At 71.9% G+C, this 15,133-nt stretch carries 14 protein-coding genes; 5 read left to right on the top strand and 9 right to left on the bottom strand.

Annotation, left to right across the window (positions count from 1 at the left end; genetic code table 11):
* Positions 1-233 precede the first annotated feature (233 nt).
* A complete protein-coding gene (locus tag QSK26_RS31040; protein WP_285778848.1) occupies positions 234-734 on the top strand; it encodes a hypothetical protein in 501 nt (166 codons plus the stop codon).
* A gap of 79 nt (positions 735-813) precedes the next feature.
* On the opposite strand, the gene QSK26_RS31035 is transcribed toward QSK26_RS31040, so the two are convergent.
* Together QSK26_RS31035 and QSK26_RS31030 are read right to left on the bottom strand one after the other, a co-directional pair.
* Positions 814-1,458 carry a GNAT family N-acetyltransferase gene (locus tag QSK26_RS31035; RefSeq protein ID WP_285778847.1) on the bottom strand — a complete coding sequence of 215 codons (645 nt, stop codon included), beginning with the start codon at positions 1,456-1,458 and terminating at the stop codon, positions 814-816.
* Positions 1,459-1,698: 240 nt separating this feature from the next.
* Complete coding sequence (locus QSK26_RS31030) at positions 1,699-2,997, bottom strand: pyridoxal phosphate-dependent aminotransferase (protein WP_285778846.1); 1,299 nt, start codon at positions 2,995-2,997, stop codon at positions 1,699-1,701.
* Between the two features lie 99 nt (positions 2,998-3,096).
* Here QSK26_RS31030 and QSK26_RS31025 point away from each other — a divergent pair, with 99 nt between their 5' ends.
* Complete coding sequence (locus QSK26_RS31025) at positions 3,097-4,206, top strand: LysR family transcriptional regulator (RefSeq protein WP_285778845.1); 1,110 nt, start codon at positions 3,097-3,099, stop codon at positions 4,204-4,206.
* 131 nt (positions 4,207-4,337) lie between these two features.
* Positions 4,338-4,982 (top strand): ribonuclease HII, encoded by a 645-nt coding sequence (gene rnhB / locus QSK26_RS31020; RefSeq protein ID WP_285778910.1) that lies wholly within the window; start codon positions 4,338-4,340, stop codon positions 4,980-4,982.
* A 10-nt stretch (positions 4,983-4,992) separates the two neighbouring features.
* On the opposite strand, the gene QSK26_RS31015 is transcribed toward rnhB, so the two are convergent.
* Entirely contained in the window at positions 4,993-5,577 is a 585-nt protein-coding gene (locus QSK26_RS31015; RefSeq protein WP_285778844.1) for an HD domain-containing protein, read from the bottom strand.
* A gap of 200 nt (positions 5,578-5,777) precedes the next feature.
* Positions 5,778-6,506, bottom strand: a complete 729-nt coding sequence (locus tag QSK26_RS31010; RefSeq protein ID WP_285778843.1) for a FadR/GntR family transcriptional regulator — start codon at positions 6,504-6,506, stop codon at positions 5,778-5,780.
* A gap of 70 nt (positions 6,507-6,576) precedes the next feature.
* Here QSK26_RS31010 and QSK26_RS31005 point away from each other — a divergent pair, with 70 nt between their 5' ends.
* Entirely contained in the window at positions 6,577-7,437 is an 861-nt protein-coding gene (locus QSK26_RS31005) for a carbon-nitrogen hydrolase family protein (RefSeq protein WP_285778842.1), read from the top strand.
* 19 nt (positions 7,438-7,456) lie between these two features.
* Entirely contained in the window at positions 7,457-8,803 is a 1,347-nt protein-coding gene (locus tag QSK26_RS31000) for an APC family permease (RefSeq protein WP_285778841.1), read from the top strand.
* Positions 8,804-8,807: 4 nt separating this feature from the next.
* On the opposite strand, the gene QSK26_RS30995 is transcribed toward QSK26_RS31000, so the two are convergent.
* The 5 genes from QSK26_RS30995 to QSK26_RS30975 form a co-directional block, all read right to left on the bottom strand.
* Positions 8,808-10,697: a hypothetical protein gene (locus tag QSK26_RS30995; protein ID WP_285778840.1), complete on the bottom strand. Its 1,890-nt coding sequence runs from the start codon at positions 10,695-10,697 to the stop codon at positions 8,808-8,810.
* A gap of 198 nt (positions 10,698-10,895) precedes the next feature.
* Positions 10,896-11,282 carry an SCO5389 family protein gene (locus tag QSK26_RS30990; RefSeq protein WP_285778839.1) on the bottom strand — a complete coding sequence of 129 codons (387 nt, stop codon included), beginning with the start codon at positions 11,280-11,282 and terminating at the stop codon, positions 10,896-10,898.
* Between the two features lie 65 nt (positions 11,283-11,347).
* Positions 11,348-12,328, bottom strand: coding sequence for an ATP-binding protein (locus QSK26_RS30985; RefSeq protein ID WP_285778838.1), 981 nt, complete (start codon positions 12,326-12,328; stop codon positions 11,348-11,350).
* Positions 12,329-12,595: 267 nt separating this feature from the next.
* Positions 12,596-13,978 (bottom strand): LCP family protein, encoded by a 1,383-nt coding sequence (locus tag QSK26_RS30980; RefSeq protein WP_285778837.1) that lies wholly within the window; start codon positions 13,976-13,978, stop codon positions 12,596-12,598.
* 82 nt (positions 13,979-14,060) lie between these two features.
* Complete coding sequence (locus QSK26_RS30975) at positions 14,061-14,981, bottom strand: NAD-dependent epimerase/dehydratase family protein (protein ID WP_285778836.1); 921 nt, start codon at positions 14,979-14,981, stop codon at positions 14,061-14,063.
* Positions 14,982-15,133 lie beyond the last annotated feature (152 nt).

The following is a 15,133-nucleotide window of genomic DNA, read 5'->3' as shown; positions in this document are numbered from 1 at the left end:
CCCGCACTAATGGGACGCTTTATGGCCCAAATGATAGATCCTGCGATGCTTACCACGAAGGCATGGGTTGCCTCGTTCATCCCTCGTTGCTGGCGTGTTCACCGCTATCCGCCGGCTGCAAGCGGGTTGCAGCCGACGGCAAATGATCATTCAGTGGAGTGCAGGCGTGATGGTTTATCAATGAGACGCCTCCCCGGGAAAAGGGGTCACCCCTCAAGCACAAGGAGCCGGAAATGCGCCGCCTGACTCGCGCCCTTCTCGGAATGGCCGCCGTGGGAGCCACCTCGCTGGCCCTCGTCCTCCCGGCGACCACCGCAGCCACCGCCGCGACCACGACCGCCGTGACCGCGCAGACCTCGGCCGCCGTGACCGCGCAGACCTCGGCCGCCGACCGCCTGCTCTCGTCCTCGCGCTGGTGGAACGGCGACTCCCGGGCCCAGACCGCCGGGCGAGTGTGGAACACCGGCGACCGGGTCTACGTCGAGGGCCGGGTGCAGGACAAGAACTCGCCCACCTGGCTGTGCGGCTACACCCAGGTCAGGTTCGAGGAGGAGGACGGCGACGAGAAGGGCTACTGGGCCAGGAAGTGCGGCTCCGACGGCTCCAACTACTTCCGCTTCTCCCGGTACGACGTCCAGGACGTCCGGGTGCGCACCTGCTACTGGGACACCCGCTACGACACCACCCGGCTGTGCGGCCGGTGGGACTACGTCTACGAGGGCGACCGGGACTGACCGCTTTCGGACAACGCTCGGCGTCGCCGGCCCGACATATTCCAGGCCCGCCCGGAGGGATCCGGGCGGGCTGTCCACGTTATGCCGCCTCGACCAGACCGAGCCGCCGGTGCAGGTGCTCCCGTACGGCCGGCCATTCCGAGTCGAGGATCGAGTAGTAAGCCGTGTCGCGCACCGTGTCGTCGGCGCCCCGGCTGTCGGCCCGCCGTACCCCGTCGAAGTGCGCGCCGATGCCCTCGATGGCCGTCCGTGAGCGCAGGTTGCGCACGTCGGCCTTGAGTGAGACGCGGTGGACCCGCCAGGTGTCGAAGGCGAGGGAGAGCATGAGGTGCTTGCTCTCCAGGTTGACCCCCCTGCGCTGGGCCGAGGCGGCCAGCCAGGTGTAGCCGATGTCCGCCACGGACGGGACGTCGCCGACCATCCCGCGCGCGCCCGGCGGCCAGGGCAGCGGTCCCTGCCAGTACTCCAGGTGCATCAGACGGGTGGCACCGACGATCCTGCCGGTGTCCAGCCACCGGATGGCGAAGGGCATCGTGCGACCCTCCGCCTGCTCAGCCTGAGCGGCCTCCACGTAGGAGGCCATCTCATCCCGGCCTGCGGGAACACGGGTGAAGGTATAAGTAGAACGATCTTCACTCGCCGCGGCGACGAGGTCGTCCACCACCGCGAGGCTGAGAGGTTCCAGGCGCACGGAGCGCCCGGACAAGGTGACGAAAGCGGGCATGCGGACATGATGAGGTGCGCATGGCACCTTATGGTGCGTCGGATGATGACGATTCGATGACCATCGGGGAAACGCCGCTGTTCAGCAGGGGTTTTCCGGGTCTCCGGCAGCTGTCTCCACGGGTCTCCGGCGCCCGGGTGGCGGGCGCCGGAGATCCGCGGTCGGGATCGGTGTCCAGCCGGTGCCCGGCCGGTGCCCGGCTGGCGCTCAGCCAGTGCTCAGCCGGTGCTCAGCCGGTGCTCAGCCGGCTGCGATCCGTGGCACCAGGGTCGCGTGCCGGTGGGCCTGTGCGACGGGCCGTTCGGCGGCCAGTTCGGCCAGCGATCCGGCCAGGTGGTCCAGCGAGTCGGCGATCCACGGCAGGCTCAGCGGGTCGTCGGCGTCCAGCGCGGTCAGCCGCTGCTCGGTTGTCTCGCCGTAGAGCAGGCTGCTGGCCACCCGGACGCGCAACGCCGCCGGCTCGTCGCCGAACGCGTGACCCGGCAGCACGCCGATGCCGTACCGGTCCAGCAGCAGCGTGACGAGCTCGTCCGACGTGGTGACGCCCAGCCCGTCTCGCAGGTGCTCCAGGTCGGGATAGATGTAGAACCCGCCCTGCGGCGGCGCCACCGCCGCGCCGGCCGCCGCGAACCGGGCGTGCACCGCCCGTGCCACCGTGCCGTGCAGCGTCCTGCTCCGCTCCACCCGCTCGGCCAGCTCGGCCGGCTCGGTGAACGCGTAGGCGGCGGCCTGCTGGACCGGGGCCGCCGGGCTGGACCAGATCTCGCTCGCCACCGCCAGCAGCCGGGCGCGCAGGTCGTGCGCGTGCTCCGGCAGCCGGGCCACGCCGATGCGCCAGCCGCCCAGCGCGAGGCTCTTGCTCAACCCGGTGGTGATCACCGTGCGCTCCGGGGCGACCTCCGCCGGGCTCAGGTAGCCGGTGGCCGGGTCGTGCACCAGGTCGCGGTAGATCTCGTCGGAGATGATGACGAGGTCGAGGTCCCTGGCGATCTGCGCCAGGCGGCGCACGGTCTCGGGGCCGGCCAGCGTCCCCGACGGGTTGTCCGGCAGCGTGACCAGGAGGGAGCCGACGCTGCGCCCCTGGGCCCGCGCGTGCAGCACCGCCGACCGCACCAGCTCGGGATCCGGCGCCCCACCCTCGCCGGGGGACGCAGGCACGAGCAGCGGCCGAGCGCCGACGAGGTCGGCCTGCGCCGCGTAGCTCACCCAGCTCGGCATCGGCAGCACGATGTCGCCGCCGATCGCCAGCAGCAGGCCGTACAGCAGGGGCTTGCTGCCCGGGCCGGACACCACGAGATCCGGGTCGGTGGGCAGGCCGCGCCGCCCCCAGTAGCCGGCGGCCGCCTCGCGCAGGGCGGCGGCCCCCGCGACCGGGCCGTAGCCGTTGCTTCCCGACGCCGCGATCAGGCGGCGCCGTAGCGCCGGGTGGACGGGCAGCCCTGCCTCTCCGAAGGCGAGATTGAGCACCCGCTCCCCGGCGCGCCGTCTTCGGTCGATGTCTTCGTTGGCCGCCAGGGTGGCGGAGAGGGTTAGGTTCATGAGGGTGCCTCCTGCGTCTTGTTCGGAACGTTCCCAGGGTGATGGGGTACAGGCATCACGACAAGCGAGGCTTTTTGTGGGTGGGCGTAAGGAAGTCTGATGCTCGATCTGCGCCGGTTAATGGTGATTTGCGAGTTCGCCAGGCGGGGTAGTATCGCGGCGACCGCCGTATCGCTGGGTTACAGTCCGTCCGCCGTCTCCCAGCAGCTCGCCGCGCTGGAGCGGGAGGCCGGCACCGCGCTGCTCGACCGCACCGCGCGCAGCGCCGAGCTCACCGACGCCGGGCGTCGCCTCGTCGTGCACGCCGAGCGCATCCTGTCCATGGTGGAGGCCGCGGAGAGCGATCTCTCCGCGCAGGTCGCCACCCCGTCCGGCAGAGTGATGATCACCGCCTTCCCCACCGCCGCCGTCGCCTTCGCCCCCGCACTTGCCCGCTCGCTGCGCCGTCACACGTCCCTGACCCTGCGGATGCGGCAACGCCGGTCCGGCCTCGGCATGCGGGAGGTCGAATCCGGCGAGGCGGACATCGCGCTGGTCGACGACTGGTACGGCCGGGTGCGTGAGCGGGCCTCCGGGACCCTCCGCGTCTTCCCGCTGCTCCGCGACCCGCTGGTGCTCGTGGTGCCGCGCAAGCACCGGATGGCCGACCCGGCCGTGCCGGTGGACCTCATGGCGCTGCGCGGCGAGTCCTGGATGGCCACCCCCGACGGCGAACCCTCCCGCCTCGCCGTGGACCGCCTCCTCGCCGACGTGGGCGGCGCCCCGCCCGTCCCGTGGGAGTTCGAGGGACTCGGCACCATCCTCAGCCTGGTCGCCAAGGGCATCGGCATCGCAGCCGTCCCCGCCCTCGCCCTCGCCGCCGGCGTACGCGGCATCGTCGTCCGCGAGTTCCCCGTCGAGCCCGCCGAGCCCGCCGAGTACGCCGGATCCGCCGCGTTCGCCGGGGTCTCCGAGGCCGGCGAACCCTTCGACGCCGCCGAAGCGATCATCGGCGGTCCGGTCGTCGCGGGCACCCCCGTCTATCCGGCCGCCGTGGGCCGCGAGGTGCACGCCGTGGCCCGGGTCTCCAGCGTGCACCGGCCCTCGGTCTCGGTCACCCTGCGCGCCCTGCACGTCGCCGCCCGCCTCCTGGCCGCCGACCTGGCGCCCCTCGCCCTCGCCGACCGCGACCCGCAACCCGCTCCCGACCGCTACGGTCGATCCTCGTGACCCGCACACCGGACCACCCGACCCCGCCCCTGTCCGACCCGCACCTCGACCCGCGCCCCGAGGTCGGTCACGAGGGCGGTGGTCACGGGGGCGGACGCCCGGTGCCGAGCTATGACATCGAGCGGCTGCTGATGGCAGGCGGCGGATCGACCCGGCTGGTGGCGGGGGTGGACGAGGTGGGCAGGGGCGCGTGGGCCGGGCCGGTCTCCGTGTGCGCCGTGGTCACCGACCTGTCGGACCCGCCCAGCGGGCTCACCGACTCCAAACTGCTCACCCCGGCCCGCCGTACGGCTGTCGCCGCCGAGGTCGAGAGCTGGGCCGCCGGCATCGGCCACGGCGAGGCGGACGTCGAGGAGATCGACGAACTCGGCATGACCGAGGCCCTGCGCCGGGCCGCCCGCCGAGCCCTCGCCGCCCTCCCGGAACGCCCGGACGCCGTCATCCTCGACGGCAAGCACGACTACCTCGGCGCCCCCTGGCCGGTGCGCTGCCAGATCAAGGCCGACCTGACCTGCGTCTCCGTCGCCGCCGCCGCCGTCCTCGCCAAGGTCCGCCGCGACGCGCACATGGCCACCCTGGGCTTCGACGCGTACGGCTTCGCGGAGAACGCCGGCTACCCGTCCCCGTCCCACCAGGCCGCCCTCGCCGAGCACGGTCCCACCCCGCACCACCGGCTGTCCTGGAGCTACCTCGACGACCTCCCCCGCTGGCGCCACCTGAAGAGACACCGCAACCCTCTCGCCGGCGAAGGCCAACTCACCCTGCTCGACCTGTGAAACGAGGGCGTCACGGAGTCCGGTGGCCGTTGAGCACGTGGGTCATCCAGGTGAGGGAGCCGGTGCGGAGGGCTTCGTCGGCCAGGCGTTTGGCGGTCGGGGTGGTGAGGGCGGCGAGGGAGCTGTCGATCCACGGCTGGACGTTGTGGTTGCCCTGCTCGCGGTACTCGACGGCCTGGAGCAGGCATTCCAGCTTGTCGGCGTCGCGGGCGCAGACGGCTTCGAGGCTGGTCTTCTCCTCGTACTCGCCGACCGCGTCGCCCACCATCCGCGCCACCGGCTCGGGCAGGCCGCGCACCTGGTCGGCGGTGACCTGCTCGTTCGGGGTGGGCTTCAGGTAGCGCTTGCCGATGTAGGGGATGTCGGTGATCCGCGTCTCCTGGGTGTCGTGGAACAGGCCCATGAACGCCGCCCGCTCGGGGTTGCCGCCTTCCAGCGCGGCGATCACGCCCGCGATGAGCGCCGTACGGAACGAGTGGTCGGCGACGCTTTCCGGGTCGCGCACACCCGCGACCAGCCATCCCGTGCGCTTGTACCGCTTGAGCAGGCCGATCTCGTACAACAGGCCCGTAAGTCCGGTGAGTTCCTCTGCCATGAGATGTCCTTTCCCACCGTGGGTAGGTCATCGCGGAGCCGAGGCGTCAAGTTCGGGTCCAGCAGGTGACGAAATTGCCCGCGCTTTGCCCAGGCGGCCGTCAGCCGTCGTATCCGAGGAGGTCTCCTGGCCGGCAGCCGGGCTCACGGCAGAGGGCGCTGGTCGAGCGGCTCGGTACGAGCCGTCCGGGGGGCGGACCGTCACACGAGTCCGACGAACATCGTCCTGTGCAGGACCTCGACGTGGCGTCTGGCGACGTCGACGGCGGCGCGTGGATCGCGGGCGCGGAGGGAGCCGACGAGCTCGCGGTGCTCCTCGTTGGACTCGCGCAGGTACTCCACGGGGTAGGGCAGGTAGTACTGGTACAGGTCGTGCAGCACCCGGCGGTACTCGGGGACGGCGCCGGCCAGCCCGATCGTCTCGGCGACCAGGAGGTGGAAGCGCTGGTCCAGGGCGTGGAAGTCGGCCCAGTCCTTGGCCTCGTCCAGTTGGGCGACCACGTCGGCGAGCGCGCCGATCCGGTCGTCGGGGGCGGTCAGCGCGGCCAGGTGGGCGAGGCCGCACTCCAGGACCACCCGGTGGTCGATCAGCCGGTGCACCTCGCCGGTGGACTCGCGGTAGGCGGCGATGGCCGAGACGATGCCCCGCGCCGGCTCGTCGGCGACCAGGGTGCCGCCCGTCCGGCCGCGCACCCGGCGTAGCACGCCGTCCTCGCACAGGGAGACGAGGGCCCGCCGTACTGTGATGTCGCTCACATCCAGCGCGGCGGCGATGTCGGCGTTCGGCGGGAGGCGCTCGCCCGGTTTGAGGAGCCCGAGGTCGACGGCCAAGGCGATCCGGGCGCGGACGGTGTCCAGCGCCGAAAGCCGGCGGATCCCCGCGAGCGCGGGGGCCGTGAGATCGACTCGCTTGCGGGGGACGGGGGGCATGCGTGCAACCGTAACTCAAGGGTAAGTTAGGTATTGCCAAATTTGCTCAATCTGACTTATTTTCGCCGTCATGTCTCGATCGCTCCCTGTCGCGCTCGTGCAGGAGCCCCCCGCCACCGATCTGGACGCCTTCACCGAGGCCGTCCAGGCGACGATGGCGAAGCTCCCGCAGACGCGGCTCATCGCCTATCCGGAGTTGCACCTGTGTGGGACACAGGGCCGCCCCGCGGACCGCGACGCCCAGCTCGCGGCCATGGCGGAGCCGCTGGGCGGCCCCCGGGGCAAGCGGCTGGCCGAGCTCGCGGGCGACCTGGGCGTCTGGCTGCTCCCCGGGACCGTGGTCGAGGCCGGCGAGGGGACGATCTACAACACCGCGCTCGCCTATTCACCCGAGGGCGAGCTGGTCGCCTCCTACCGCAAGATGTTCCCGTGGCGGCCGTACGAGCCGTTCCGGCCCGGTGACCGGTTCGTCGTCTTCGACATCCCCGACGTGGGGCGGTTCGGCTTCGCCATCTGCTACGACGCGTGGTTCCCCGAGGTGGCCAGGCATCTCGCCTGGATGGGCGCCGAGGTGATCGTGAACCCGGTGTACACGACCACCACGGACCGGCGGCAGGAGCAGGTGCTCGCCCGCGCCAACGCCATCGTCAACCAGGTCTTCGTGCTCAGCGTGAACGCCGCCGGGCCCGAGGGCATGGGGATGAGCCTGATCACCGATCCGGAGGGGCGGGTCCGCAACGAGGTCGCGCACGCGGGCGAGGCCGTCCTCACCGACGTCATCGACCTCGACGACGTCACCCGGGTCCGGCGGTACGGCACCGCCGGGCTGAACCGGATGTGGTCGCAGTTCCGCCCGGACGACTCCCCCATCGACCTGCCGCTCTATCAGGGCCGGCTGCATCCGCGGCGTTGGCGGCCCGCCTCCCCCTGACCGAGAAAGACGCTCGCCCATGGCACCCACCACACTCACCAGGTCGCTCGGCCTCAGCTCCGTCACGCTGTTCGGGCTTGCGTACATGACCCCGCTCATCGTTCTCGGCATCTTCGGCGTCGTCGCGGAGACCACCGCGGGCGCCACCCCGTCGGCCTACCTGATCGCGCTGATCGCGATGCTCTTCACCGCCTACAGCTACGGCCGGATGGCCGCCGCGTACCCGGTCGCCGGTTCCGCCTACACGTACGTGCGCAAGGCGATCGACTCGCGGGTCGGGTTCATGGTCGGCTGGGCGGTGCTGCTCGACTACTTCTTCCTGCCGATGGTGATCTGGCTGATCGGCGGGGCCTACCTGTCGGCGCAGTTCCCCGGGGTGCCGTTCGCGGTGTGGATCCTCGGCTTCATCGTGCTGACCACCGTGCTGAACGTGGTGGGCGTCAAGGTGGCGGACCGGGCCAACAGCCTGCTGATGGCCTTCCAGGTCCTGGTCATCGTGTTCTTCGTCGTTCTCGCCGCCGGGCACCTCGTCGGCGGGTCGGGGGTGGGCGCGCTGTTCAGCGCCGGGCCGTTCACCGGGAGCGGCGCGACGTTCGGCGGCATCACCGGCGGGGCGGCCATCGCGGCCTACTCCTTCCTCGGCTTCGACGCGGTGACCACGCTCACCGAGGAGACCAGGGAGCCGCGCCGGACCATCCCGCGCGCCATCCTGCTGGTGGCGCTGATCGGCGGCGGCATCTTCGTCTTCGTCGCCTACGTCGCCCAGTTGCTGCACCCGGGCGGCACGTTCACCGACTCATCCTCCGCCGCGTTCGACCTGGCCAGGCTCATCGGCGGCAGCCTGTTCGGCGCGATCTTCCTGGCCGGCCTGGTCGTCGCGCAGTTCGCCTCCGGCCTCGCCGCCCAGGCCAGCACCGCCCGCCTGCTGTACGCCATGGGCCGTGACTCGGTGCTGCCCCGCAGGCTGTTCGGCTACGTGCACCCGCGCTACCGCACCCCGGCGTTCGGCATCCTGCTGACCGGCCTGGTGGGACTGGTCGCGTTGAAGCTGGACGTGGCCACCTCCACGTCGTTCATCAACTTCGGCGCCTTCGTGGCGTTCACCTGCGTCAACCTCAGCGTGATCGCGTTCTGGCTGCGCGAGCGCCGTGCGGGCCGGCCGCTCGGCGCCTTCGGCCATCTGGCGGTGCCCGCCGTCGGCGCCGTGGTGTGCCTGTGGCTGCTGACCAACCTGGACTCCAAGGCGATCACCCTCGGGCTGAGCTGGCTGGTGATCGGCGTGGTCTACCTCGCGGTCCTCACCCGCGGCTTCCGGGAGCGGCCCAGGGAGATGCAGTTCGAGGAGTCCGAGACGACCGTCGGCTGACCGGTCACACGTTCAGGGCGGCGCCGGGACCGCGGCGTTCCGGCACGGGCTCGGCGGCCTCGCAGATGGTCCGCAGTTCCGCGGCCAGGATGGCGAGGTCACGCTCGGCGACCAGCTCGGTCAGGCCGCCCAGGCGGGTGTCCCACGACTCGCCGAAGACGTGCGCGGCCCGGCTGCCGTGCCCCGCGCCGATGAGCCGGACGGCCGAGCAGATCAGGGTGTGGTCCCCGTCCGGCGGCAGCGCGGTGACGTGCCGCATGACGTCCACCAGTTCGCGCATGGCGTCCTCGTCCGAGGCGGCCACGGCGGTGAACAGCCGCTCGCGCAGGATGTCGTCCGCCGGGGTGATCGAGCCCTCGTAACGCATCCGGTCGAGCCGGGCGAGCAGGCCCGCCGCCCGGCCGGGCACCGAGGCGGCGGCCCGGTCGCGCAGCCGCAGCAGCCCGGCGATCTCCTCCTCGACGAACGGCGGGGTGTCCGTGTAGCGGACGAGCCCGCCGACGACGGCCCCGTCCACGCCGGTGCGTACGGCGAGCGGCACGTGCTCGGGGCCGATCCCGGCGGCGAAGCAGGCGGGCAGCCCGGCCTCGTGCGCCCGGTGGACCAGCCGGACCGCCTCCTCGTGGGTGAGCTGTTCCAGCACGCACTGCTCCGGCCGGTCGCCTCCCGTCCCGTCCCAGACGACCTTGTCGAACCGGCCCGCCCGGATCATCTCCACGGCCAGCATCCCCACGGCGTACCGGTCGGCGACCAGGACGGGCCGGCCGTCGTTGCGCTCGCGGGTGGCCGGGCGGTCGTCGAGCAGCGGGGTGTTCAGGTTGACGGAGGCGGAAAGGAGCTGCCGGAGCGGGTCCCGGCGCACGTGCGCGGCGACGGCCCGCATGAAGCCGATCGCCTGGAGCACCGTCATCCCCTCGATGACGACCTTGCACTCGGCGAGCCCCTCGTTGAAGATCAGCCCGCACACGCCGTTCATCAGCCGGACGCCCTCCGCCATCGACGCGGCGGCGTCGCCCGCGAACATCGGCCGGCCGACATGGCAGGAGCACGGGGCGTCGGCGCCGGTGTGCAGCCGTACTCTGGCCACGGTCTTCAGCGCGGGGATGCGGTAGGGGTCCGCCGCGTCCGCCGCCGGCCGCTCGACGTGCACCGCCGCCCCGGCCAGGTTGGCCGCGTCGGCCGTGGTGCACCGCAGATGTCCCGGCCCCGGGTCGGCCACCGCCAGGTAGGTCTGCCGGTCCCGGAACCCGGAGGCGCCCCACGCCCTGTACGGCCGGCGCGGGCTCCAGCCTCGTGCGATGAGGTGGTAGGCGATCCGCACCGCGACCATCTCGTTCCTGGTCGGCCCGCCCGGACAGCGGCGGCGGCTCTCCAGCAGGTAGGTGATCGAGTCGAGGTAGTCGGCGGGGGTGAGTTCGGCGACCGGTCCGCCTGCGTGGCCGCCGTGCCGCCCGTCCGGCCGCCAGGCGGGCACCGAGAGGACCACGTGCAGCCGGTCGGGACCGGCGGCCACGCGCGCCATGCCGTTCTCACCGGCGAGTGGCATGACGTGCCGGTGGACGAGGTCGAGGAATGCCTGGTAGGCGCGCCATATATCGGTAAGCCGGTCACCGCCGGAAATATCGGTTACCAGCGGGATGACCGCCTCGCGGAATTGCGCGGCCTCCGCGAAACGGGTGCTGATCGGTTCCAGATCGCGCAGGATCATGGCGGCCAGGTCGCCGTTCCCGCGATATGCGGGAAGCGTGAAACCGTGCGGCTCCCGGTACATGCTCTCGCCGGCGTGGGTGCCTTCGGCCAGCCTGATGTGGAGCTGGTGAACGCCGTCGAGAATGTGGTGCAACGCCACGTTCTGCAGGGTTCCCGGGCCGATGCCGAATTCGCCTATTCGCATCGAGGGCAGGGAAGAAACCATCATGTTTCGGACACTTCCCCTGAAAATGCTATGAAAATACCTTAAGTCATCAAAGCATTGCCGCTGTCCGGTTGAATGAGGATCAGGGTTATCTTGGCCGCCCTACGACGGCGAAGGGTGCGGGCTGGCGTGCCCGCACCCTGGCGACCGTGGCCCGGCTCCCGAGGCCGGGAGATGTCAGCAGTCGACGAACTCCGGCCGCTGGTTGAGAATCTGCGCGCGCGGGGTGACGAAGTCGCGCAGCGCCTCGGTGGCCGTGGGGTCGAAGACGGCGACCCGGTGGCAGTTCTGGAACGCGAGACGCATCCCGAAGTGCCGCTCCAGCGCGCCGCGCATGGCGTCGCTGGCCAGGCAGCGCAGCAGCTGGCCCCGGGCCTCCTCGTCCGGCGGCGGGGTCTGGTTGTCGGCGAAGGCGGCACCGGTGGCGTTCCGCTGCTCGGCCAGCTCGCTGATCAGCGACCACGCGTAGGGCAGCGAGTCCCGCACGCAGGCGACGAACGCCGCGTCCGCCACCTCACCCGCCCTGGCCTGTTCGAGCAGACTGTTGGGAACGGTCAGCGACATGCTGCATTCTCCTCTCGAAGGGGATCTCATCGACGCTAGGCAGAACCGGCCGGTCACTCCATTGGCTAGGGCGCGACACTCGCGTGCTGGAGGCCGAGGGCCGCCGGGCCGAAGGTGAAGTCCGGGTCCACCTGGGTGGCGAGGTCCTGGCCGGTCGCGCGGTTGGCCCAGGCCGCCGCGTTGCGCAGGTGGAACTCCACGGCCTGCCTGCCGAACCGCGCCCAGTCCTTCGGCTGCCCGTCGAGGTGCCGCAGCAGCACGGCGAGCGCGTCCAGGTTGGGCCGCTCCAGGTCGCCGAGCGCGAACGGCCTGCCCTGCTCCAGAGCGCGCACGGCCCGGCTGTGCCCGAACCAGGTGAGCAGGTCGTCGCCGACGTGCGCGCGCAGGAACGCCACGTCGTCCTCGCCGTGCACCTTGTTGCCGACCACCGCGATCGGCACGTCGAACTCCGCCGCGTAGTCGCGGTACTGACGGTAGACGCTCACGCCCTGCCGGCTCGGCTCGGCCACCAGGAACGTCAGGTCGAACCGGGTGAACAGGCCGGAGGCGAAGGAGTCGGCGCCCGCCGTCATGTCCACCACCACGTATTCGCCGGCGCCGTCCACCAGGTGGTTGAGGTAGAGCTCCACCGCGCCCACCTTGGAGTGGTAGCAGGCCACGCCGAGGTCGCTCTCGTCGAACGGGCCGGTGACCATGAGCCCGGGACCCTGCGGCGTGGTGATCGCGAAGCGCTCGTGGATCGGATCGGTCGGCAGGTCGAGCCGGAGCAGCCGGGAGCCGCGCCCCGGCGGCGTGGTCTTGACCATCGCCTCGGCCGAGGCGATGCGCGGGTTGTCGCCGCGCAGATAGCTCTTGATCTCCGCGAGATGCGTGCCCAGCGGTCGGGGCATCTCCGGCTCCTCGACCCCGAGGATCATGCCCAGGTGCTGGTTGATGTCGGCGTCGATCGCGACGACCGGCCCGCCGTGGCCTGCCACGAACCTGGAGAACAGCGCCGACAGAGTCGTCTTGCCGCTGCCACCCTTGCCAACGAAGGCTACTCTCACTCCCGATCCCATCTTGATTATGAAAACCATTATTACTGTCGCTGCCTCATGATGCCATGTCAACCCCGCTCCCGCCGGGATAAGCGGGAAACGGGGGTGTCGAGGGGGCGCGGGTGCCCGCGGGGAGCGTTTCAGGCGATCAGGCGATCAGGCGATCAGGCGATTCGGGCGGGCGAGCGGGCGAGCGGGCCGGGTGCCGGTCCCGGTCGGCCTCGGGCATGCCGAACCTCGGGCATGGAGAGATCGTCGCCCGTCGCGGCGGGCGGGCTACTCGCAGGTGGTGTCCAGGGAGAGCGGGCCGGGAGGGGCGGCCGTGGCGGTGGTGGTGGCCGTCGGGGTGGGGGTTGGGGATGCGGTGGGGCGTGGGGTGTGGTGGGGCTTGCTGAGGGTCTCGGTGACCTTGCGCCTGATGAGGTCGTAGTCGGGGTCGGCGGTGTTGATCAGGGGTGGCACGAACTGCAGGCTGGTGATGTGCGAGCCGCGCACCTTGCCGGACAGCTCGATGAGGTGGGGCAGCAGGCTCGGCGGGATGTCGGAGGAGACGGCCTGCTCGGCGGCGCCGGCCAGGCGGTCGAAGCTCCTGAGCAGGGTGGCCGGGTCCGCCTGCCGGGCGACCGCGTGCAGCAGGCACTTCTGCCGGGACATCCGGGAGTAGTCGTCGCTGTCGGTGCGGGACCTGCCGAACCACAGCGCCGCCTCGCCGGACAGTTTGCGGGTGCCCGCCGGGATGTAGCCCTCGTGCTGCCTGCCGTACACGATGGGGGACTTCACGGTGACGGTCACGCCGCCGATGGCGTCGATGAGCGCGGCGAAGCCCTTCATGTCGACCAGCGCGTAGTAGTGCACGGGGAGGCCGAGGATGCCGGCGACCGTCTCCTTGAGGAGCGTGGGGCCGCGGCTGCCCGCGGGGGCGTGCGGCACGATCTCGGGGTGGTCCTCGGCGTACTGGAACAACTCGTTGATGATGCCGGGGGAGGCGGGCGGGTCGCCGGTGAAGCCGTAGGGGAAGCGGTCGCGGGCCGGGCCCTCCGGGAGCGGGATTCGCTGGAGGTTGCGCGGCAGGCCGAACAGCACGGTCCGGCCGGTCCGCACGTCGATGGTGGCCAGGGTGATGCTGTCGGTGCGCACGCCGTACCGGTTGGGGGCGGAGTCGCCGCCGAGGAGCAGCACGTTAACCCGGCGCTCGCCCTCCCACGGGCCGGTGGGCGCCGTGCCGGTGCCGAAGATGCTGAGCACCAGGTCACGCGAGACGTGCGCCATCCGGGCCGCGTACGCCAGGGGGGTCATGACCGCCACGCACAACAGCCCGGCCAGCACCGCCCCGGCGGCCCTGGCCCGCCCGGACCGGCCCGCCGGCCGGACCAGCGTGTAGGACCGGATGATGATCGCAGCCCAGGCCGCGCCGAGCACGAGCAGCCCGATCGACAGCGCGGTCAGCCACCCCGGCTGTACGGCGAGCGCGAGCAGCCGCATCTGGAAACGGGTGACCAGCAGGTAGCCGGTGAGGACGAGGAACGTCTCGGCGCCGAGCAGCAGCAGCCCGGTCGTCCGCCGCCAGGTGGCGAGATGCGCCAGCCCCCAGAACACGGCGGAGCCGAGCGTGAGCACGATGCTCGCCGCCCAGTCGAAGCGCCTGCCCCCGATCGCCATCGAACTCCCCCGTTTTGACCACCCATTGTGACAGAGATGTCACGGAACGAGGGGGAGGCGTCGATCATCGGAGCGGCGTCGGTCACCAGGATGCGGCGCCGGTGAAGGAGGTCGGGGCCGGACGGTAGCCGAGGAGGCGGCGGGCGGCCGAGATGTCCAGGGTGCGTTCCACGGCCAGGTGGCCGGCGGCGTACCTGGTCAGGCGGGGCGGGCGGGGGCTGGCCAGCAGGCGGAAGGCGGTCTCGGCGACGGCGGCGAGGGAGGTGGCGAGACGCGGCGGGAGGTAGTACGGCTCGGCGGGGACGCCCCTTTCCCGCAGGATCGCGCGCAGGGCGTCGTCCAGGACGACCGGTTCCGCGTCGGTGACGTTGAACACGCCCGATGCGACCGGTCCCGCGGCGGCCAGCAGGCACGCCCGCGCCAGGTTGCCCACCGAGGTGAGGCTGAGGAGCTGGCGGCCGTCGCCCACGGCGAGCAGGCGCCGGCCGCGTACCGCGCCGAGGACGCGGGGCAGCAGCGTGGTGTCGCCGGGTCCGTAGACCGCGTGCGGGCGCAGCACGACGGCCCGGCCGGCGACCAGGCGTTCGGCCGCCGCCTTCGAGGCGCCGTAGGCGTTGACGTACCGGGTGACCGGCGCCTCCTCCTCCGTGGCCCGGACGGTCGGCCGGAACGGGTCGTAGACGCTGGCCGTGCTGACGTGCACGAACCGGGCGCCGGGGAAGGCGGCGGCGACGTTGCGGGTGCCGGTCACGTTGGCCGCCCAGATCGCCTCGGGGCGGCCCCAGTCGGTGACCCCGCCCGCGCAGTGGATCACGGCGTCCACCTCGGGCAGGCCGGGTGGCGCGGGGCGGGTGATGTCCCAGGAGCGCAGGCCCCCGCCGGTCCGGGTCCGCCCGAACCCGTGCACCTCCCAACCGGCCTCCCGGGCCGCCCGGCACACCGCCCCGCCCACGAACCCGGACGCACCGGTCACCGCCACCCGCATCACCGCCACCCGCCTCACCCCCTCCTCTCCACACCCCGCCCCGGCACCTCACCCCCGCCCGCCGGGCGTCTCGCACCTACCGGCGCCCCATGCCTGCCGGTGTTCCGTGCCTGCCGGTGTCTCGTGCCCGCCGATGTTCCGTGCTCGCCGGGGCCCGCGTTCGCCGGTGT

Source organism: Microtetraspora sp. NBRC 13810 (assembly GCF_030268685.1).
In the GTDB taxonomy this organism is placed as follows: domain Bacteria; phylum Actinomycetota; class Actinomycetes; order Streptosporangiales; family Streptosporangiaceae; genus BSRQ01.
The sequence above is the reverse complement of the archived record's forward strand: the minus strand, read 5'-3'. Positions and strand labels throughout refer to the sequence as shown.